Genomic DNA, 21408 nt, shown 5'->3' on the forward strand with positions numbered 1-21408 from the left:
CTCAACTACTTGGTAACTGTTTAATGAACTCTAGCTTGTCGTTATTACATCCGTATCCGTTTGAAAAGTTAAACCAGCTTTTTAAGGATACTACTCCTGCTAATCTCCCATTGATTCCTCTATCAATTGGTGAACCTAAGCACCCAGCACCAGAGTTTGTTAAACAGGCTATTATTGATAACTTCAACCATCTATCAACTTATCCAAACAGCAAAGGTTTACCTGAACTTCGCCAAAGCATTGCAAACTGGTTAACTCAGCGTTTTAAACTTAACAGCATTAGTGCTGAAAACCACATTTTGCCAGTGTCTGGTACGCGTGAAGGGATTTTCTCTTTTGTTCAAGCTTTGATTAATCGTGAAGATGCACCATATGTGGTAATGCCTAACCCGTTTTATCAAATTTATGAAGGTGCAGCGTTACTTGCAGGTGCAAAGCCATATTTCATTAATTGCACAGAAGAAAACGGTTACTTAGGCGATTTTGATGCTGTGCCAGCCGAAGTGTGGGAAAAGACAGCCCTTCTTTTTGTATGTACTCCGGGTAATCCAACAGGTACGGTGCTTTCTAAAGAGCAATTTAAAAAGCTGATTGCTTTATCAGATCAATATAATTTTGTGATTGCTTCTGATGAATGCTACTCAGAACTTTGGTTCGACCAAGCGCCTACAGGTTTATTAGAAGTTTGTGCTGAACTTGGACGAGATGACTACAAAAACTGTATCGTATTCCACTCACTTTCAAAGCGTTCTAACTTACCGGGTCTACGCTCAGGTTTTGTAGCTGGTGATGCTGATTTATTAAAACCATATTTGCAATATCGTACCTATCACGGTGCAGCAATGCCAGTACAACACCAGCTTGCTTCAATTGCAGCATGGAATGATGAAGACCATGTTGAAGAAAACCGTAAGCAGTATCGTGCAAAATTTGACTTATTCCAATCTGAGCTAGGCCATTTGTTACCATTACAAAAACCTGATGCTGGTTTTTACTACTGGTTAAAAGTAGATAATGATGAAAATTTTGCCAAAATGCTGATGGAAAAAGCACACATTAAAGTTTTACCGGGTCGCTATTTATCTCGTGATACTGAGCAAGGCAACCCAGGAGCTAACCATGTACGCATGGCTTTAGTGGCAGATTTAGCACAATGTGAGGAAGTAGTTAAACGCTTAAAAGCGATTCTTTAAGTCTCTTCTTACCAGTTGTATAGTCTTTTAACGATTAAGACTATACAACTGGGCTATACACTATTTATATGTAATCAAAAGCACAGCAAAAATAATAAAAGCAACACTAGAACAATAATATAAACCTGTCGCAGAGCGCTTGATTTTTTCTAAAACCCACCCCTGAGCAAGTAATCCAACCAGCAAAATATTCCAAACAAGAACAACACCAACCATCCATGTACTCATGAGCAATTTTTGAATTAAACTGAACTTATATTGAATAAGCAGCATCAAACTACTATAAAACATAATATTTTTTGGATTTAGAAGACTAGACTGCACACCTAACATTAAACTTTTAATTTTGTTCTGCTTAATATTGGCTTGATCAAATAAATTGTTTTCTTCAGTCGAGAATGATAAATCACTTGATCTAGCAGAGTTAAAGCAAAGAAAACTCAAATATGCCAAATATGCCGCACCAAGCCATTTAAAAAGTGTAAGGAGGCCACTACTCAAATCTCCAAGCAACATAAAACCAAACAAACACACGACTAAAATTAATGCATTCCCTAAAGTGATTCCTAAAACAACTCCATAAGTATAATGGCGTCCTTTTTGCAAAAGGCTCGTGAGAATAAGAAAGAAATCTGGTCCTGGTGATAACAGTGCTAAAAAATGAGTAAATGCAATAACTAAAAAAACGTCCATAACAGCTTCATCTATAAAACAGTATGGAAAATCTTAAAAATAGGAACTTATTATTTCTTGTAAATTATTGCGCGACTGCAAGTTGAAACTGTCGAGGAGTAACTCCTGTATGGGCTTTAAATGCTTTATGAAAATGACTTTGATCACTAAAGCCTAAATTAACAGCCAACTCTGCGAGTGAAATCCCCTGTTTAAGGAGTTCTCGAGCTTGGTTAATCTTTAAATTAATTTGAAATGCATGTGGAGTTAGACCGACATTTGCTTTAAATAGCCGAATGATTGCATAACGACTCAGGCCAACCTGCTGTGCAAGTTCTTCAAGGGAAATAAAACTCTCAGAAGAAGTAACAGCCTCAACTAAATCTAGAAAATCTTTATATAAGTACTGCGGTTTTTGTATTTCTTCTAAAATAAAATGCGGCAACAACAAGCCCATAAGACAATCAACAAGTGATTGTTCCTTTTCAAGAATTAGCTTTTGTTCATCAAAAAGCGCATCATTCATTTCAGTAAAAGCTTTATAGAAAGTTTCATCCCTTATAATGAGAGGCTTATGTTGAGGTAGATGCAAATCAAAGCCTTGCTGTTGAAATTCAGAATACAACTGACTTAACCACATTATATCCAGATGCAACATTTGATAACTCCAAGCCTCATTTGGCTTAGGGTTACAAGAATGTTCAATATGGGCAGGTACAATAACTAAAGTACCCGTCGAGATCTCTTGAGCAGTGCCAAAAGAACTTTGAAAAATGCTATTCCCCTCGTCTACCGCACCAATTGAAAATGTTGGATGGCTATGAGACTTATAACATGTCCGGCTACGACACGACTTTCGAGTTTCAACATAGGGCATTCGCCGATCTTGCCAAAACTCGAAAGTTTGAGGAATAGCATTCATTAAATTAATTAGCCTGCTAATGCTTTTTCAATATCAGCTTCTAAAGCTTCAGGTTTAGTCGTAGGTGCATAACGATTCAAAACTGAACCATCTTTACCGACCAGAAACTTGGTAAAGTTCCATTTAATCGTACTACTGCCTAAAATCCCTTTAGCTTCACGTGTTAAATATCTAAAAATTACATGCGCTTCAGGCCCTTTTACATCGACTTTCGCAAACATAGGGAACTTAACCCCATAGTTTCGCTGGCAGAAAGCCCCAATCTCTTTATTATTTCCTGGATCTTGCCCACCAAACTGGTTGCAGGGAAAACCTAAAACTTCTAAACCTTGATCTTTATATTTTTCATAAAGTTTTTCGAGGCCAGCAAACTGTGGAGTAAAACCACATTTACTGGCGGTATTTACAATTAATAAAACTTTACCTTTGTAATCAGCAAATTGCTTAATATCACCTTCTAACAATTCAGCTTCAAACTGATAAATGTTACTCATGGATAAGTTTCCTCGTCATTTTTTTCTTGTGTTTTAAGTTGTAATGATGCCGAGTTCACACAATAGCGCAAACCTGTCGGCTGTGGTCCATCTTCAAAAACATGCCCAAGATGAGCTTCGCAATCATGACAAACAATTTCTGTTCTGACCATACCATGCGTTAAATCTTCATGTTCTTCAATGACCGTTCCATTGACTGGACGAAAGAAACTTGGCCAGCCGCAACCGCTATCGTATTTTGCATCTGACGAGAACAATTCAGCGCCACAGCAACGACAAACATAGGTACCATGTTGCTTAGTGTTCCAGTATTGCCCCGTAAAAGCTGGTTCAGTGCCCTTTTGTCGTGTTATCCGATATTCTTCTGGTGATAACTCTCTTTGCCATTCCCGGTCTGTTTTATTAACTTTTCCCATGACATGCACCTTTTATTCTGATGTAAACATAAATTGATAATCGTGTTTTATATTTACGCCATTCGTCAAAAAAACACTAGTCTCTGAACGTAAAATTTGTTGGAATTTAATCATCTAAGTAATAGAAAGCAAAAAGTAAGCAAATTAAAAAACAAAAGTAAGCAAAATTATGTTTTATTTCCTTCCAAGGAAGCAAAGATGGTGCTATTCTTGTTTGGCACGGTTGTATAGGACAAAACATGTCTCAGAAAAAAAGTGTGCTTTTCCAGCAACTATTACCAGTTATCAAACAGTATCAGCAATCGGGTTTTACCCACGAAAGAATTGTTGAACTACTAAAAGATCAACATGATCTAAATTTGGTAACAGTTAAAACATTTAAAAGTTATTTATACCGATATGCAAAAGTGAATCCAGCTATGTCTAAAAATACTGCTACTCTCCAATCCATGCCAACTTCTCGGGAAATTAAGAAATCATCGAAGCTTGAGCATGTTTGCTATGACATTCGCGGGCCTGTATTACGAGCCGCCAATGAAATGGAAGAGCAAGGACATAAAATCATTAAGCTAAATATCGGCAACCCTGCTCCATTTGGTTTTGAAGCACCACAAGAAATTATTAATGACGTTGCTTTAAACCTACCAAATGCAATTGGCTATGTTGATTCGAAAGGTATCTTTCCAGCACGTAAAGCGATCTGCCAATATTACCAACAAAAAGGCATCCTAAATATGCACGTAAATGACGTGTATATTGGCAACGGCGTATCTGAACTGATTGTCATGGCGATGCAAGGCTTACTTGATGATGGCGATGAAATGCTAATTCCAATGCCAGATTATCCACTTTGGACAGCAGCCGTTAATCTTTCGGGCGGTACTGCCATTCACTATAAATGCGATGAAGAAAATAGCTGGTATCCAGATATTGCTGACATTGAAAGTAAAATTACTTCAAATACACGTGGTATTGTGATTATTAACCCAAATAATCCAACTGGTTCAGTATATCCGCGCCACGTGCTTGAACAAATTGTGGCACTTGCAAAAAAATACGATCTCATTCTATTTGCTGATGAAATTTACGACAAAATTGTTTATGACGGAATTGAGCACGTTTCAGTGGCTTCATTAGCTGGCGATCAGCTATGTATTTCATTCAATGGTTTATCAAAAGCTTATCGTATTGCGGGTTTCCGTTCAGGATGGATGGCAATTACAGGTGATAAAAGCCGTGCAGCAGATTATATTGAAGGCTTAGATATGTTGGCGTCTATGCGTCTATGCGCAAACGTACAAGCTCAATATGCAATCCAAACTGCGCTTGGTGGTTATCAGTCTATTAATGACTTAATCCGTCCGGGTGGCCGCCTCTATGAACAGCGTAATATCGCTTGGGAAATGTTAAATGAAATCCCAGGTGTAAGCTGTGTTAAACCAGAAGGTGCAATGTATTGCTTCCCACGACTTGATCCTAATATTTACCCAATCGAAGACGATGAAAAGTTAATGTTAGATTTACTTCGTGCCGAAAAAGTACTTTTAGTGCAAGGAACAGGCTTTAACTGGCCAACTCCAGACCATTTCCGTGTTGTTTTCTTACCAGCAGAAAATGAATTACGTGAAGCAATTGGTCGTTTAGGTCGTTTCTTAGCCAATCGCCGTTAAAAAAATGCATAATCAAAAAGGCATCTTAAATTAGATGCCTTTTTCTTTTTTATATGATCCATACATATATTTAAAAATACTTAAGACCCAATTTAAATATCATTAAAAACCGACACAATATTTTGATTTTCATTAATTTTTAATAAATTTAATTTATATTAGTTTCCAATTAAAAATAAACTCATATTTTTTACCATTCGATTAAATTATTATAATTTTCCTCATTTTCCATTTTAGCTGTTATGCAAAAAATGCATGAGTTGATATTTTTTTGCATTTCACACTGCTTCAAAATAGAGCAACAATCCCTTTCCATAACAACATCATCATATTCGATTCGGTTAACACTGATGCAGATTTAGGAAGATGAAATCAGTCAAAGGATCGAACTGAACTTACAAGGAAAGCTTTTCAATCATCTCTAGCCCATCTAAAAGATGATTGAACCCAAAGGATAGAGGTTCATATGAAGCAAAAGAAATTGCTCAAGTATATTGTGGTTGCCATTTTACTCGGAGTATTGACGGGTTGGATCTGTCACCACTTCTTTAATGAAGGTGATCAACTGAAGCAAATCGCTTCTTATTTTAATATCATCACAGATATATTTTTACGTCTTATCAAAATGATTATTGCTCCATTGGTATTTGCCACAATTGTTTCTGGCATTGTTTCAATGGGTAAATCGACTTCAATTGGTAGCATTACACTCAAGTCAATGACTTGGTTCATTACTGCTTCCTTTGTCTCACTAGCCATCGGTATGGGCTTAGCCAATTTTTTCCAACCTGGCGCAGCACTAAATTTAGTATTACCGACAGCTCAAGAACTCAGTAGCGCCACTCTCCCAGCGACTACTGGCTTTACACTACAGTCATTTATAAGCCATGTATTCCCGCGCAGTATTGCTGAGGCGATGGCTAATAATGACATTTTACAAGTACTTGTTTTTGCGATTTTCTTTGGCTCAGCTTTAGCTTTTGTTAATCAAGGCAAAGAACAAGACTCGGTTATTATTCGCTTGACCGAAGAACTTAGCAAAATCATGTTCCGTATCACTGATTACGTCATGAAATTTGCACCTGTCGCAGTTTTTGCAGCAATTGCATCTGCAATTACTGTACAAGGCTTAGGCTTAATTGTTGACTACGGTATTTTAATTGCAGAGTTCTACTTCGGCCTTTTATTACTCTGGGTTATTTTATTCTCGGTAGGTGCAATCGTACTCAAAAAGGATATCTTCCGTTTAGGCAAATTAATTCGTGAACCTGTAACCCTTGCTTTTGCTACAGCTTCGAGCGAATCAGCTTATCCAAAAGTTATGGATGCCCTAAATAAATTTGGTGTACCAAAGAAAGTGACAAGCTTCGTTTTACCTTTGGGTTATTCATTTAACCTAGATGGTTCAATGATGTACACCACCTTTGCAGTACTCTTTATTGCACAGGCCTACCATATTGACCTTAGCTTTACTCAACAAATCTTGATTTTGTTGACTCTTATGGTGACAAGTAAGGGTATTGCTGGTGTTTCAAGAGCTTCTATTGTCGTAATTTCTGCAACACTAACCATGTTCCATTTACCTGAAGCCGGCATTTTATTACTGCTCGGAATTGACCAATTCCTTGATATGGGCCGTACTGCAACAAATGTAGTCGGTAATAGTATTGCAACAGCTGTAGTGGCTAAACTTGAAGGTGAAAAAGTAGCAGATACTGAAGAATTACCAGAGACAGTATTAATTAAATCGACTCAAGAACAAACGACTGCTTAAGTCTATATTTTCTCCCACTCTCCCAATTTCAGAGCAATTTTATATGACCTTATAAAATTGCTCTTTTTTTTGCTCTAAAATTTAACAGTAGAAACTTACGAGTATTTTTATATTAAATAAAGGTAGAAAAATTAGATTCCAATCACTATTAAATTTATTAAGAGCAAACCTTAAAAATAGAATACAAACCAATCAATCAAATTTTATTTTTTAAAAAACACAGATCAAATGCTTATTTTTTAATACACTTTTAAATTCATTATTTTCATTAAACAACTGAATTTATTATTGAGTTTGCCTATATAACTTTCAATACCATTAAAACAATTAAAGTTATCAATAAAAAACAACAACATAAAATTATCATTTGTTAAATAAGTCTTTGAATTATTCTATTATTTCCTATTTTTATATCATCAAAAATTTCATTTGTATTCTTTATATAAAAATTAAAAAAATAGAGATAAATTAGAAAAACTTAATAGATTTTTTATTTTTTTCATGATATTTATTAGCACTGAATAAAAGCAATGACTAAATGATTGTTGTCGAAACAAAATGATATTCAGGGATGCTTTTTATTCAGACAAGTTACGAATATGTTTTATATGGTATGTATTTTGCTTAGGACAAGCAGGCGTATTCGGCAAACTTCTACTTCGTCACTTCATAAGGATATTTTCGATGTTGACTAAAACTGTTAAATCTTTCGGTTTAGCTATGGGCTTATTGGCCTGCTCTCTCCCTCTTTACGCAAAAAACAATGTTGTTGTCGTTGCTACGGGCGGTACAATCGCTGGTGCTGGCGCAAGCTCAGCAAATAGTGCAACTTACACAGCAGCAAAAGTTCCAGTTGATGCTCTAATCAATGCAGTTCCACAAATCAAAGATTTGGCAAATGTAAGCGGTATTCAAGCATTACAGATCGCTTCTGAAAGTATTACTGACAAGGAATTATTACAAATTGCTCGTCAAGTAAATGAACTTGTTAAGAAGCCATCTGTGAATGGTGTCGTAATCACTCACGGTACAGATACTTTAGAAGAAACAGCATTTTTCTTAAATCTTGTTGTTCATACTGACAAACCAATCGTTGTTGTTGGTTCAATGCGACCTTCAACTGCACTTTCAGCAGATGGACCACTTAACCTTTATAGCGCAGTTGCTTTAGCAGCTTCTGACGAAGCAAAAAATAAAGGCGTTATGGTTCTTATGAACGACTCTATTTTTGCTGCACGTGATGTAACTAAAGGCATTAACATTCATACAAATGCTTTTGTTAGCCAATGGGGCGCTTTAGGTACATTAGTTGAAGGTAAACCATACTGGTTCAGACAGTCTGTTAAACGTTTTACAAATGCTTCAGAATTTAATATTGAAAATATTAAAGGTGATGCACTTCCAATGGTACAAATCGTTTACGGTTCAGACTCTATGCTTCCTGATGCTTATGAAGCATATGCAAAAGCTGGCGCTAAAGCGATTATCCATGCAGGTACAGGTAACGGTTCTGTTGCGAACTATATCGTTCCAACTTTACAAAAACTTCATGATAAAGACGGTATTCAAATTATCCGTTCATCACGTGTACCACAAGGTTTCGTATTACGTAATGCTGAACAACCTGACGATAAATATGGTTGGGTAGCTGCTCATGACTTAAACCCACAAAAAGCACGTCTTCTTGCAGCTTTAGCTCTTACTAAGACGAATGATGCTAAAGAAATTCAACGTATGTTCTGGCAGTACTAAGTTTTTCAACCAGTCCAAATCCGTTTGGGCTGGTTCTTTTATTTTCTTGTATTTTCACTCGATAAAATAACTAAAATCTTTGATCAATCTTTCATTTTAATATTCTAAACATTTGCTTAAATACTAAAATCCTAAACAGTTTGCCAAAATATTAAGCATTTCCTTTGAACTTTGCATGCTAAACTATGCTGCGGTCGTATTAAGGATTGGTTTATGCAGTTTGTTCATCTCGGTATTTATACAGAATTTTCGATTACAGAGTCGATTGTTCGCATACCCGACTTGGTCAAGGCTGCTGTAAAGGATGAAATGCCTGCACTGGCTCTTACAGACTTATCTAACCTTCACGCTGCCGTAAAGTTTTATAACTCTTGCCTTAAAAAAGGTATTAAACCTATTTTAGGTAGTACCATACGTCTTAATGATGCTCAGCATCGTGTAACTTTACTTGCAATGAGTAATGTTGGCTGGAAAAGCCTGACCGAAATCGTTTCACGCGGTTTTATTGAAGGTCAACAACTCAGTATCCCTTGTGTACAAAAAGAATGGGTACTTGAACAGCATCAAGATATTATTGTTCTGCTAGGTCAACATAGTGATGTTGGTCAAATGCTTTGCTCATCTAACCCACAAAAAGCTGAACCTTTACTTGAAGAGTGGATTGAAAAGTTTGGTAATCGTGTTTATCTTGCTTTAACACGTACTGATCGTCCTGGTGAAGAAGACTTTATTCAAGAAGCAGCAAAACTTGCTGCCAAATATAATGTTGGTGTAGTGGCGCATAATGATGTGCACTTTGTAGAAAAAGAAGATTTTGAGGCACATGAAGCACGTGTTTGTATTGCTGATGGTTATGTATTAGCAGATGATCGTCGTCCACGCTTATATAGTCCTGAACAGCATTTTAAAACTTCCGATGAAATGATCGAATTGTTTTCTGATATCCCAAGTGCTATCGAAAACACCTACAATATTGCAAAACGCTGTAATGTTAGCCTACAACTTGGCACCTACTTTTTACCTGATTACCCAATTCCAGATGGATTTACCATCGACACTTACTTTGAGCACTTGTCAAAAGTAGGTTTAGAAGAACGCTTAGATTATCTGTATCCTGTTGAAAAACGTGGCGAAGACTGGCCAGAAATTCGTAAACCTTATGATGAACGAATTGATTATGAAGTTGGAATTATCCTTAAGATGGGATTCCCTGGCTACTTCTTGATCGTAATGGACTTCATTCAGTGGGCTAAAAATAATGGCGTTCCTGTTGGGCCTGGCCGTGGTTCAGGTGCAGGTTCATTAGTAGCATATAGCTTAAAAATTACTGACCTTGACCCACTTCGTTATGACTTGCTCTTCGAACGTTTCTTAAACCCAGAACGTGTATCGATGCCCGACTTTGACGTCGATTTCTGTATTGCAGGTCGTGACCGTGTTATCGACTATGTATCACGTACCTATGGTCGTGAAGCAGTTTCGCAAATTGCAACTTTCGGTACAATGGCTGCAAAAGGTGCGATTCGTGACGTTGCGCGTGTTTTAGGTAAATCTTACGGTTTAGCTGATCGTATTTCAAAAATGGTGCCGACTAAGCCACTTGGTGTAGATTTAGCAACTGCTATTGAGATGGAACCTCAGCTTAAAGATATCGTCACTAACCCATCTAACCCAGATAATGATGATGCCAGTGAAATCTGGGAAATGGCATTAAAACTTGAAGGTATCACTCGAAATACTGGTAAACATGCCGGTGGTGTTGTTATTGCACCCGGTAAGATTACCGATTTCTCGGCTGTACTATGTGATGAAGACGGAACCAGCCGTGTTGCACAATACGATAAAGACGATGTAGAAGCTGCAGGTCTGGTAAAATTTGACTTCTTGGGTTTACGTAACTTAACCGTTATTGAAGATGCTATTCAAAATATTAATAAAAATCGCGATAGCAATGACCCTCTAAACATATCTCACGTCCCACTCGACGACGCTAAAGCATATTCTGTGTTTGCTGATGCAAATACAACAGCGGTATTCCAGTTTGAATCCGTCGGCATGAAACGAATGCTTAAAGAGGCACGACCAAGCAAATTCGAAGAAATTATTGCGTTCGTATCTTTGTATCGTCCGGGCCCAATGGATCTGATTCCTGACTTTATTCATCGTATGCATGGTGGGGATTTTGAATATCTTCATCCTTTGCTTGAAGGCGTATTAGAGCCAACCTACGGGATTATGGTTTATCAGGAACAGGTAATGCAAACTGCACAGATTTGTGCGGGTTATACGCTCGGTGGCGCTGACTTACTTCGCCGTGCAATGGGTAAAAAGAAACCTGAAGAAATGGTGAAACAACGCCAAATCTTCCTTGAAGGTGCTGGACAAAAAGGCATTGATGAAAGCACCGCCAACCATATCTTTGACTATATGGAAAAGTTCGCGGGCTATGGTTTCAACAAATCACACGCGGCTGCTTATGCTCTTGTTGCATACCATACAGCATGGTTAAAAGCTCATTACCCTGCCGAATTTATGGCAGCAGTAATGTCATCGGAAATGCAGAACACTGACAGCGTCGTATTTTTAATTGATGACTGTCGAAATAATGGACTCGAAGTTTTACCTCCGTCAGTTAACATGTCGACTTATCATTTCCATGCCAGTGATGATAAAACCATCGTTTATGGTTTAGGTGCAATTAAAGGTGTTGGTGAACAGGCAATGCAGTCTGTTATTGACTCACGCCGTCAGCAAGGGCCTTATACAGACCTATTCGACTTCTGCCACCGTATTGATTTGAAAAAAATCAATAAACGAACCTTAGAAGCGCTTATCCGTGCTGGTGCACTAGATTGTTTAGGTATTGAACGTTCTAGTTTAATGGCTCAACTGCCAGAAGCAGTACAAGCAGCCGAACAAGCACGTAGTAACCGTGAAAGCGGGATTATGGACTTATTTGGTGAAGTTGAAGAAGTTCAGCGTAAACCCGCTAAGCCAGTTAAACCATGGAGTGATGAAGTTCGTCTTAAAGGCGAAAAAGATACGCTTGGTTTGTATTTAACAGGTCACCCTATTGATGTTTACCGTCAAGAACTCAAAGCCTTTATTCCAGCAAAACTTAATGAAATTACTGCGACTCGTCGTGGTGTAACAACTGTTTATGCGGGTCTGGTTCTGGATGTAGCCAACTTTCCAAATCGCGTGGTTATTGTGCTCGACGATGGTACAGCACGTATTGAAGTCAGTTGTAATCATGAACGCTTCCAACGCTTTAAAGATATCATACAAGTTGAACATGTAGTTGTCTTTGAAGGCGAGATTTATGAGCGTGAAGGCTTTGATCGTCCAATGGGCCGTTTAAACAAAGCCTTTAACTTAAATGAAATTAGACAAAAACGTGCCAATAGCATTCAAATCAAGTTAACCAATGATTTAATGCAACCAAGTTTGGCAAAAGATCTACAAAATATCTTATTGCCTTATTGCAATGTTGATATGCATCAGCATATTGCACTAAATTTACACCTTGACCAACCATATGCTCAGGCCGAGCTTCAACTTGGCCCACAATGGAAAGTCGCTCCTTTAGATGAACTTCTAGCCAAGCTAAGAGATTACTTTGGTAAAGATAATATTCATGTTGAATATCAGGTAAAATCTAAGGCAGCTAAAGCAGCAGACCCTGTTCGTCCGCAACCTGTTGCCTCACCTCCTGTGGACATGACTATTGATGATGCATTGGATTCATACCAAAGCGAAGTTTCTCAATATTCGTAATTTCTGGAAATCTTATGAGTTTGTTTGACGACACCGCTGTGTCAAAACAATTAGCACAAGTGCGTATTGTGATGGTCAATACCACTTTACCTGCTAATATTGGCAGTGCTTTACGCGCAATGAAAACAATGGGCTTAAGTAAGTTGGTTCTTGTTTCACCAAAGACCTATCCACATCCAGATATTCTAGCGCTTGCTGCTGGTGCACAAGATTTATTAGAACAAGTCGAAATTGTTGAAACGCTCGAAGACGCGATTAAAGATTGTCATTTAGTTTTTGGAACCAGTGCTCGAAGTCGTACTATTCCATGGCCATTGCTTGATGTACGCCCTGCTTCAAAAGAAGCAATTAAGGCTGCTTCGCAAGGCCAACAAATTGCAATTGTTTTTGGACGTGAAGACCGCGGCTTAACCAATGAAGAATTAGCTTTAGCAAACTATCACCTTACTATTCCTGTAAATTCGGATTATGGTGTACTGAACGTTGCCCAAGCGATTCAAGTTGTATGTTATGAACTTCGCATGTCGGTATTAGAGCAAAAAGAATCTGTTTCTGATGATGGACAAATGCCACTTGCACAAGGTCAAAGCATGCAGTGGGATGAGCCTTTAGTCACTCAGCAGCAAATGGAAGAGTTTTATCCTCATTTGGAAAAAATGCTAACTGAAATTGAATTTTTAGATCCAGAAAATCCACGTTTATTACCTTTACGCTTGCGTCGTTTATTTGGTCGTATACAATTAGATCGTATGGAATATCATTTACTTCGCGGTATTTTTAGTCGAGTTCAAGCCCTCACAAGCGGCAAATGGAAAAAAGCATCATCGGACAAGGAGGATCAATCCAATGCTTAAACAGCTTAAAGAAGATATACAGGCTGTCTTCGCGCGAGATCCTGCTGCACGAAATACGCTCGAAGTACTTACCAATTATCCCGGTATTCATGCCCTAGTGTTGCATAGACTTGCACATGAACTTTGGAAAAAAGATTGCAAAGGGACTGCCCGCTTTGTATCAACATTTAGTCGTTTTGCAACAGGAATTGAGATTCACCCTGGTGCAAAGATCGGCAAACGTTTTTTTATCGATCATGGTATGGGTGTTGTGATTGGTGAAACTGCCGAAATTGGTGATGACGTTACGCTATATCATGGAGTTACCCTAGGCGGTACGACATGGAAAAAAGGTAAACGTCACCCAACTCTAGAAGATGGTGTAGTCGTTGGTGCTGGTGCAAAAATTTTAGGACCTTTTACAGTTGGTAAAGGCGCTAAAGTGGGTTCAAATGCTGTGGTGACAAAAGCTGTTCCCGCTGGTGTAACAGCCGTTGGTAATCCTGCGCGCTATATTTATAAAGATGCTGATAAAACCAAAGATCAAGATGAAGCACGCCGCCGTGATTATGCTCAGAGTATTGGTTTTGCCCCGTATGCGACCACTGCTGATCAATCTGATCCGATTTTAGAAGGAATGCGAGTTTTACTTGATCGTATTCAACACAACGAAACTCGTATGAACAATTTGTGTCAGCGCTTATCCGAACTTGACCCAACTTTCAAAAAAGAAAGCCAAGATGAACAACCTTTTAGCGATGAAGAGCTAAAAATTCTTGAAGAAGTTCGTCGTGAATGCGGTGCGCAAAACAAGACATCAAAAACGTAATATTCTTGATTCATAATGTAACACGCTTACCCTTGCATGTCGGTTTAGGTTTTCCTAGACTTAGCTGTACCAAATCTGACTTTACTAAAATGAACGGAAGATCCTATGAATTTAAAGCCATTGGCGTATTTACTCCTTGCAACTTCTAGTTTAACAGCGTGTACAATGGCGCCTGTAAAAGAACAAAAAAATGAACCTTTTGTTTTCAAGGAACCTGACCTTACTCCTCCATTTTATGCTTTAAACCCATTTAATTATGATGCTCCGCCAGCATTTGAAGTTGCTTTAAAAGATGCTGCTGCTCAGCCTGTAACGAAAATGGTGGTCACTCGTCAGGATGATCCAACTAAATCGCTTACTTTAGATACAAATAAACTGATTGTACCTACAATTAATAGTTCACAACGTTCAGTGAAGTACGCAGTTTTAGCTGGCGATAATGAAATTGATGTGACAGAAATTGACGACTTCTTACAGCTTGTAGAAGGTAAAGCTCGTCACTACCCGCCTCGCTTTACAGACCGTCAGGAACGTAAAGGTTTTGAAAGCAAACTTAAAGAAGTGACTCAGCGCTTAGATACTTTAGCTGCTAATCCAAATGCTTCATTTGATATTTTAATTCGAGCATTCAAAGCAAGCGTACTTGCACGTAATTTAGATTTAGGTACTGTTCACACAACTAAATCTTTAGAATATGCTCAAAGACTTTTAAAAATTAGCCCAGACGATCCAGAAACGAATTTCTGGTTTGGTTTTGGTTTATCTGAAGGTGGTGGTCAGCGTGAAGCCATTCCATATTTAGACAAAGCCATTAAAGGCAATGTTCAAGAAGCATATTTAGCCGCTGCAAATAACTATATTGCAATGGAACAAAAGAAAAATGCGATTCAGACTTTAAAAAATTATAAAGTTAAATACCCTGATGAAGCTGAAGTGGCTGACCGTTTAATTCAAGAAATTGAAAAACAAGGTCGTTGGAATGTATGGCAAGTTTTAACAAACCCAGCCATGGCACCTGCTACGCCTGCAAAACCTGCAAAACCTGCAAAAAAATAAGTTTAAAATTTAAAAAAGGGCTGATTTGACAGCCCTTTTTTATATTTGATCAATTGAAAAAAACTTTAAAATTTGTATGATCGGCATATTACTGATCCACATATTTGACCATAATGTTTGTTAGAAAAAGAAATTCAGCGCTCTTCACGGTCATAATCCTCGGTTCAATTCTCGGTGGATGTCAGGTCGTCAATGTTAAGCAACAAGCTCTCAACGTTACTATTGCAAATGAACGTAATAGTATTCTTACGCAAGATAAACTGAGTGAAGCAAGTCTTAACGTTTTGTCTATGTCAGGGCAAGAAGCCAAAACCTGTACAGATTCCCCTGACACCTGCGTAAATCAACTCAAAAACCTTCCTCAAATTTTAGACGAACAGCTTTTATCTACTGCGAGCGAAATGTATCTCGCAAAAACGATGGCTTTATCAGATTCTTCCGAGTGTAAAATTAGTCGATTCACTAAACACAAAGCGACTGATGAACAAAAAGCGATTCAGAATAAATATGACGATTGCTTAGACCAACAATTAACCTTTCTCGATAAGAGCATTCGTTATAGCTATGCCTATCTGTTTTCAACAAAACGTCAGCCGACCGACCGTATTTTTGATAACAGACAAGTTCAAATACGCGACTTTTATAATCAAGCCATTGCCAAAATGGTCAGTGTGTATGATTTGAGATACCCGCAAAAAAATGTGGTAGAGCCACAAATCCATATTGGTAAGAGTGTTTATTCAATAGACTTTGAATTTCATAGACAATTAACTGGCCAAAAATTAGAGAAATTAATTTCAAGCTATAACTTAAATTTCTCGGGTTTAAGAACAATTAACCGTCGTGATGGTTTCGGTTCTGAGTTTGTCGCCGTTTTTCCGAGCTCAGGAAAAGAAGATATTAATGAATATATTTTAGATCCACTTAATTACAGCTATAAAAATGGTGTGAATCCGAATATTCACCATGCACGTTATTTAGCTGCAACGATTGTGGCTGAGCCTAAAAATGCCAAAACTGTTCAAGACATTATAAATAACCCAGAATTTGTAATTCGAGTTTATGATCCTTATCGCACCGATAATATTAATGTCGCAGGTAAGCAATACCCTCTAGCTGCGAACTTCTCTGCACCTTACGGTTTATGGCTAGCTGAAAATAACTTAGGCGTAGCGGCTTATTTAAGCCTAATTGATCGTGATCAGCATTTAACTATGCCACATTTATATATGCTCGAACCTTATAATCCAAACAAAAAAATTATTGTGTTGGTGCATGGTTTAGCAAGTAGCCCCGAGGCATGGATTGCGCTCACCAACGATGTGATGGGTGATACTGTTTTAAGAGATAACTATCAAGTTTGGCAAGTTTTTTACTCGACTAACATGCCAATTTTAGAAAGTCGCTTCCAGATTTACGCTCTGCTTAAACAAGCGTTTGGTTCGCTAAACCCAAGTGACCCTGCTGCACACGATGCTGTGCTTGTAGGCCATAGTATGGGTGGTATTATTAGCCGTCTGCTGGTCAGTGATGGAGATATTACTCAACCAGCCTTAAAACTAATGACTGTACGCCAACAGAACCGTTTCAAGAAACACCCTATGGTAACTGAGCGATTGCAAATGCATTCAATTGGAAACTTTGATCGTGCAATTTTCTTGGCATCACCTCACAGAGGTACAGATTACGCTGATCGGTGGTTTACGTTAGCTGCTCGTAAAATTATTCGTTTGCCGGGAGCTTTTTTATCTGCTGTAGCGACATCACTAACTACAGAAAACCTAGATGTTAAAGATTTCTTGAATAACATTGATAATGGTCTGATTCAAAATGGACCAAGTGACTTAAGCCATCAATCTAAATTTATGGAACTCACGGAAAATATTAATCCACATCAAGGATTAGTCTTCCACTCAATTATGGGTAACATTACCAAGAGTGATGATCCAAATGTGATTACCGATGGTATTGTTCCTTATAAGAGTGCTCACTTAGAGGGTGCAAAGTCTGAGAAAGTACTTCCGGGTGGACACTCTATTCAGTTAACACCACAAGCTGTATTAGAGCTACGTCGGATTTTACGAGAGCATTTAGTCGAACACGGTTTATATAAACCATGAAAATAAAAAAGAGCCAAAGGTAATCCTTTGGCTCTTTCGTTTGGGAACTAAATTTTACTGCCCAGAGCGAATGATGTAATCAAACGCAGAGAGTGATGCTTTAGCACCTTCACCTGTAGCAATAATGATTTGCTTGTAAGGCACAGTGGTACAGTCACCCGCAGCAAATACACCTTGCACATTGGTTTCGTTGCGGTCATTCACAATGATCTCGCCACGGTTGGTTAACTCAACTTCACTGTCTTTTAAGAAGTCAGTGTTTGGAAGTAAACCAATCTGTACAAAGATCCCTGCAAGCTCTACCACATGCTCTTCATCAGTGGCACGGTCTTTATATTTAAGGCCAGTCACTTGTGAACCATCACCTAACACTTCTGTGCTTAAGGCATTCATAATCACAGTTGTGTTCGGCAAGCTATGCAATTTGTTTTGCAACACTTGGTCTGCACGTAGTTTTGTATCGAACTCAACCAAAGTCACATGCTCAACAATTCCTGCAAGGTCAATTGCAGCTTCAACACCTGAGTTACCACCACCAATCACGGCAACACGTTTGCCTTTGAACAATGGACCATCACAGTGTGGGCAGTATGCAACGCCACGGGTACGGTATTCTTGCTCACCCGGTACATTCATTTCTCTCCAACGTGCCCCTGTTGAAAGGATGACTGTCTTCGATTCAAGTTTTGCACCGTTTTCAAGTTCAACTTCAACCAGACCATTTTCTGTTTGGTTGGCACCTGTGATTTTGCTAACACGTTGCAAGTTCATGATATCGACATCGTATTCACGAACGTGTGCTTCCATCTCGGCAGCAAACTTAGGACCTTGAGTTTTTTGCACAGACGTGAAGTTTTCAATGTCCATGGTATCCATGACCTGACCACCAAAGCGTTCAGCTACGATACCAGTGTTAATACCTTTACGTGCTGCATAGATGGCTGCTGTTGCACCCGCAGGTCCACCACCAATCACCAATACATCAAAGGCATCTTTGGCATTCAGTGCTGCTGCATCTTTTTCAGCTGAGTTGGTGTCAAGTTTTGCCACAATCTCTTCAAGGGTCATACGACCTTGACCAATGTGTTCGTTGTCCTGAAATACCATTGGTACAGCCATGATTTTGCGTTGTTCCACTTCGTCTTGGAAGAATGAACCGTCAATCATGGTTGCTGTGGTATTCGGATTATAAATCGCGATCAGGTTAAGCGCCTGTACCACGTCCGGACAGTTATGACAGCTTAAGGATACAAACACATCAAAGTTAGCTTTGAGGTTTAGGCCTTTAATTTGGTCGAGCACTTCATCAGAAACTTTAGGTGCATAGCCAGAGACTTGTAACAGCGCCAAGATCAAAGATGTAAACTCATGGCCCATTGGTAAGCCTGCAAAGAACACACGAGGCTGTTCACCTGCTTTAGCCACACCAAAGCTTGGACGACGTGTATTGTTGCCATCAAAACGAGCAGTCACCTTGTCAGAAAGCTCAGCGATTTCTGTCACTAACTCTTTAATTTGAGCAGCTTTATCTGATTCATCTAAAGCAGCCACTAATTCGATTGGACTTTCTAAACGTTCTAAGTAAGCTTTTAATTGAGTTTTAATGTTTTGATCTAACATCTGTTTTTACTCCAATTCATCCAAATTCTTTCAATAGATGCATAGTACGTTAAAACACAAAATAGGTAAAACAGTATGTTTTTATAGATTTAATCGGTTTTTTAGATTTTATTCTTTTCATTCAAAAAAACCAACCTGAACTTATCCCAGCGCAGGTCGGCAAACTGGTTAAACTAGAGTAACACCACACCAAATACAGCCCCAGCAATTAAGACATGTAAAGGATGAACTTTTTTAATTAAAGATAATAGAGTTGCAATGACTACCATAATAATAAGTAAAGTATTTATTGCTGCTGCCTCAGAAATAATCCAAGCACTGGCAAGCACCGTCCCCACTGTGACGGGTTGCAAAGCAAGCTGTAAAACACGGCGCCATTTTTTATCTTTGAACTTAGACCAGCCTCTCATTACAAATACCGTAATAAGAGATGAAGGTAGAAATTTAGCGGTAGAGGCCACAAGTAAACCTGACAGTCCTGCTACATGCCATCCCACCAATGGTACAATCATCATGTTCGGACCGGGAGCTGCTTGAGCCATAGCAAACAAAGCACTAAATTCTTGTGCAGTCATCCAATGATGAATATCAACCACTTGACGCTGCATTTCGGGCAAAATCGTGTTTCCGCCACCAAAAGCTATAAGAGACAACTGAGTAAAAATGATCGCTAAAGCAAGTAGAACTGCTCCCATTACACACGTCTCCAAATAATAGATGAATAAAGTGCCAATAGAATCAACATAGTCAAAAGCAAAGAAATTTTTAGAAAAGCAATACTGATAATTGCAGCCACGACAACACACATCGCTATCGGGTTACGTAATAATGGTTTCAACATTTTTAAGCCAGTTGCTACCAGAAGCACTGCTGCTGCTGCTCCTAACCCTTCAAAAAGATGCTTAACCATTAAATTATTTTGGAACTGCTCATAAACATAATGTAAAAGTACAACAATAACAGTAGGTGCAAGGATCAGACCAATGAGCGAGCTCACTGCACCACGAACACCTCGAAACTCCATACCAATCGCAACAGATAAATTAATAATATTGCCGCCCGGTAAAAATTGACACAAACCAAGTAACTCGGTGAATTTTTCAGGGCTTAGCCACTGTCTCTGCTCTACAATGACTTTTCTTGCTAAAGGTAAAACACCACCAAATCCAATTAAACCTAATGTTAAAAAACCTAAAAATAACTCTGTGCAGGTGGGTACACTCTCCTTCCGCACGGCAATCTCAACATGGTTCATTTTCGTTACTTTTCACTTTATCTGACCAAGATAGAATGATACTTTTGTGATATATCTACAAATGCTTTTATTTTCACTAAGCATACCCTAAAGGTATTTCTATGCTCGATTTACATAAGCTTCACGCCTTTGTAGTAGTGGTTGAAGAAAGAAACATTACGCATGCAGCAAATCGATTGTTTATTCAACAGCCGCCTCTAACGCGTTTACTCAAAAAACTTGAAGAAGAACTCGGTACACAATTACTTATTCGTCAACCGCGCGGGATTGAACCAACTGAGGCAGGTCTAGCTTTATTTAAAGAAGCACAGCTTTTATTAGAGCATGCTAAACATATACCCCAACTCGTCCAAGATGTTAGCCAAGGCAAAACTGGACAACTCAATATTGGTTTTACAAGTTCCGCAGGTTTACATCCGCTTATTTCGCTGGTATTGCGCTCATATCGTGAAATGTACCCAGCTGTACAGACTAAACTTGAAGAAGCAGGCAGCCAAAAGCAATTAGATTGGTTAATTTCGGAAAAGCTTGATATTGCTTTTTTAAGAGCGCCGATTAGTCGTGATATTGGTTTGAAACATCTGCATATATTAGATGAATCAATGGTAGTGGCATTGCCTATAGACCATCCACTTACAAAAAGAGAGAAAATTAGTTTAATTGACTTATCTGATGAGAATTTTGTTTTATACCGTCGTTCTTCAGGACAAGGCTTATATGACAATATTTTATATAGTTGCTATCAAGCAGGTTTTAGTCCGCGCATTGTCCAGGAAGCACCTCGACCTACCGCAACATTAAATTTAGTCGCTGCTGGAATTGGTATAACGATTGTGCCAGCCTCAATGCATAACTTTTGGGAACATGGAATTGTATATCGAGAATTTGATGATTCAATAAAACTGAATGCGCCTATTTACTTGATTACACGAGAAAATGAAAACTCGGCTAAAGTTTCAAACTTTATTGAACTTATGCAAAAACTTTTGCCCACAATCACCTGAGTGTAAAAACTAAGCAATAAA

General features: G+C 38.5%; 17 protein-coding genes. 10 read left to right on the forward strand and 7 right to left on the reverse strand.

What is annotated here, in order from left to right:
- The first annotated feature begins 23 nt into the window (after window positions 1-23).
- Window positions 24-1193, forward strand: a complete 1170-nt coding sequence (gene dapC, locus NE363_RS10760; protein ID WP_025469151.1) for a succinyldiaminopimelate transaminase — start codon at window positions 24-26, stop codon at window positions 1191-1193.
- Window positions 1194-1253: 60 nt separating this feature from the next.
- Here dapC and NE363_RS10765 read toward each other — a convergent pair whose 3' ends face one another.
- The 4 genes from NE363_RS10765 to msrB form a co-directional block, all read right to left on the reverse strand.
- Window positions 1254-1886 carry a LysE family translocator gene (locus NE363_RS10765; RefSeq protein ID WP_445535012.1) on the reverse strand — a complete coding sequence of 211 codons (633 nt, stop codon included), beginning with the start codon at window positions 1884-1886 and terminating at the stop codon, window positions 1254-1256.
- A 64-nt stretch (window positions 1887-1950) separates the two neighbouring features.
- Window positions 1951-2796 carry a helix-turn-helix transcriptional regulator gene (locus NE363_RS10770; protein WP_143221065.1) on the reverse strand — a complete coding sequence of 282 codons (846 nt, stop codon included), beginning with the start codon at window positions 2794-2796 and terminating at the stop codon, window positions 1951-1953.
- Complete coding sequence (locus NE363_RS10775) at window positions 2796-3281, reverse strand: glutathione peroxidase (RefSeq protein WP_004702185.1); 486 nt, start codon at window positions 3279-3281, stop codon at window positions 2796-2798. The genes NE363_RS10770 and NE363_RS10775 overlap by 1 nt, the downstream gene beginning before the upstream one ends.
- Complete coding sequence (msrB, locus tag NE363_RS10780) at window positions 3278-3697, reverse strand: peptide-methionine (R)-S-oxide reductase MsrB (protein ID WP_004702186.1); 420 nt, start codon at window positions 3695-3697, stop codon at window positions 3278-3280. The genes NE363_RS10775 and msrB overlap by 4 nt, the downstream gene beginning before the upstream one ends.
- A gap of 239 nt (window positions 3698-3936) precedes the next feature.
- Here msrB and NE363_RS10785 point away from each other — a divergent pair, with 239 nt between their 5' ends.
- From NE363_RS10785 to NE363_RS10820, 8 genes are all read left to right on the forward strand, one after another.
- The gene (locus NE363_RS10785; protein WP_004702188.1) at window positions 3937-5367 is read left to right on the forward strand and encodes a pyridoxal phosphate-dependent aminotransferase; all 1431 of its coding nucleotides are present in this window, start codon (window positions 3937-3939) and stop codon (window positions 5365-5367) included.
- A 466-nt stretch (window positions 5368-5833) separates the two neighbouring features.
- The gene (locus NE363_RS10790; protein ID WP_445535013.1) at window positions 5834-7141 is read left to right on the forward strand and encodes a dicarboxylate/amino acid:cation symporter; all 1308 of its coding nucleotides are present in this window, start codon (window positions 5834-5836) and stop codon (window positions 7139-7141) included.
- A 684-nt stretch (window positions 7142-7825) separates the two neighbouring features.
- Complete coding sequence (locus NE363_RS10795) at window positions 7826-8893, forward strand: type II asparaginase (RefSeq protein WP_049065923.1); 1068 nt, start codon at window positions 7826-7828, stop codon at window positions 8891-8893.
- Window positions 8894-9106: 213 nt separating this feature from the next.
- Complete coding sequence (gene dnaE / locus NE363_RS10800) at window positions 9107-12670, forward strand: DNA polymerase III subunit alpha (protein WP_004702195.1); 3564 nt, start codon at window positions 9107-9109, stop codon at window positions 12668-12670.
- Window positions 12671-12684: 14 nt separating this feature from the next.
- Entirely contained in the window at window positions 12685-13524 is an 840-nt protein-coding gene (locus NE363_RS10805; RefSeq protein ID WP_347912987.1) for an RNA methyltransferase, read from the forward strand.
- The gene (cysE, locus tag NE363_RS10810) at window positions 13517-14332 is read left to right on the forward strand and encodes a serine O-acetyltransferase (protein ID WP_004702199.1); all 816 of its coding nucleotides are present in this window, start codon (window positions 13517-13519) and stop codon (window positions 14330-14332) included. The genes NE363_RS10805 and cysE overlap by 8 nt, the downstream gene beginning before the upstream one ends.
- 105 nt (window positions 14333-14437) lie before the next feature.
- The gene (locus NE363_RS10815; RefSeq protein ID WP_139344793.1) at window positions 14438-15388 is read left to right on the forward strand and encodes an ABUW_2363 family tetratricopeptide repeat lipoprotein; all 951 of its coding nucleotides are present in this window, start codon (window positions 14438-14440) and stop codon (window positions 15386-15388) included.
- Window positions 15389-15501: 113 nt separating this feature from the next.
- Complete coding sequence (locus NE363_RS10820; protein WP_445535014.1) at window positions 15502-17508, forward strand: esterase/lipase family protein; 2007 nt, start codon at window positions 15502-15504, stop codon at window positions 17506-17508.
- 54 nt (window positions 17509-17562) lie between these two features.
- Here the strand turns inward: NE363_RS10820 and ahpF are convergent, their stop codons facing one another.
- The 3 genes from ahpF to NE363_RS10835 all read right to left on the reverse strand — a co-directional run bounded on the left by ahpF (window position 17563) and on the right by NE363_RS10835 (window position 20383).
- Window positions 17563-19128 carry an alkyl hydroperoxide reductase subunit F gene (ahpF, locus tag NE363_RS10825; RefSeq protein WP_445535015.1) on the reverse strand — a complete coding sequence of 522 codons (1566 nt, stop codon included), beginning with the start codon at window positions 19126-19128 and terminating at the stop codon, window positions 17563-17565.
- Between the two features lie 173 nt (window positions 19129-19301).
- Window positions 19302-19823, reverse strand: a complete 522-nt coding sequence (locus NE363_RS10830) for a chromate transporter (protein WP_004702206.1) — start codon at window positions 19821-19823, stop codon at window positions 19302-19304.
- The gene (locus tag NE363_RS10835) at window positions 19823-20383 is read right to left on the reverse strand and encodes a chromate transporter (protein ID WP_445535016.1); all 561 of its coding nucleotides are present in this window, start codon (window positions 20381-20383) and stop codon (window positions 19823-19825) included. Before NE363_RS10835 ends, NE363_RS10830 begins: the two co-directional genes overlap by 1 nt.
- A gap of 101 nt (window positions 20384-20484) precedes the next feature.
- Between NE363_RS10835 and NE363_RS10840 the strand changes: the two genes are divergently transcribed.
- Window positions 20485-21387, forward strand: coding sequence for a LysR family transcriptional regulator (locus NE363_RS10840; RefSeq protein ID WP_134261577.1), 903 nt, complete (start codon window positions 20485-20487; stop codon window positions 21385-21387).
- Window positions 21388-21408: the final 21 nt, after the last annotated feature.

This window comes from Acinetobacter sp. G18, assembly GCF_052660225.1.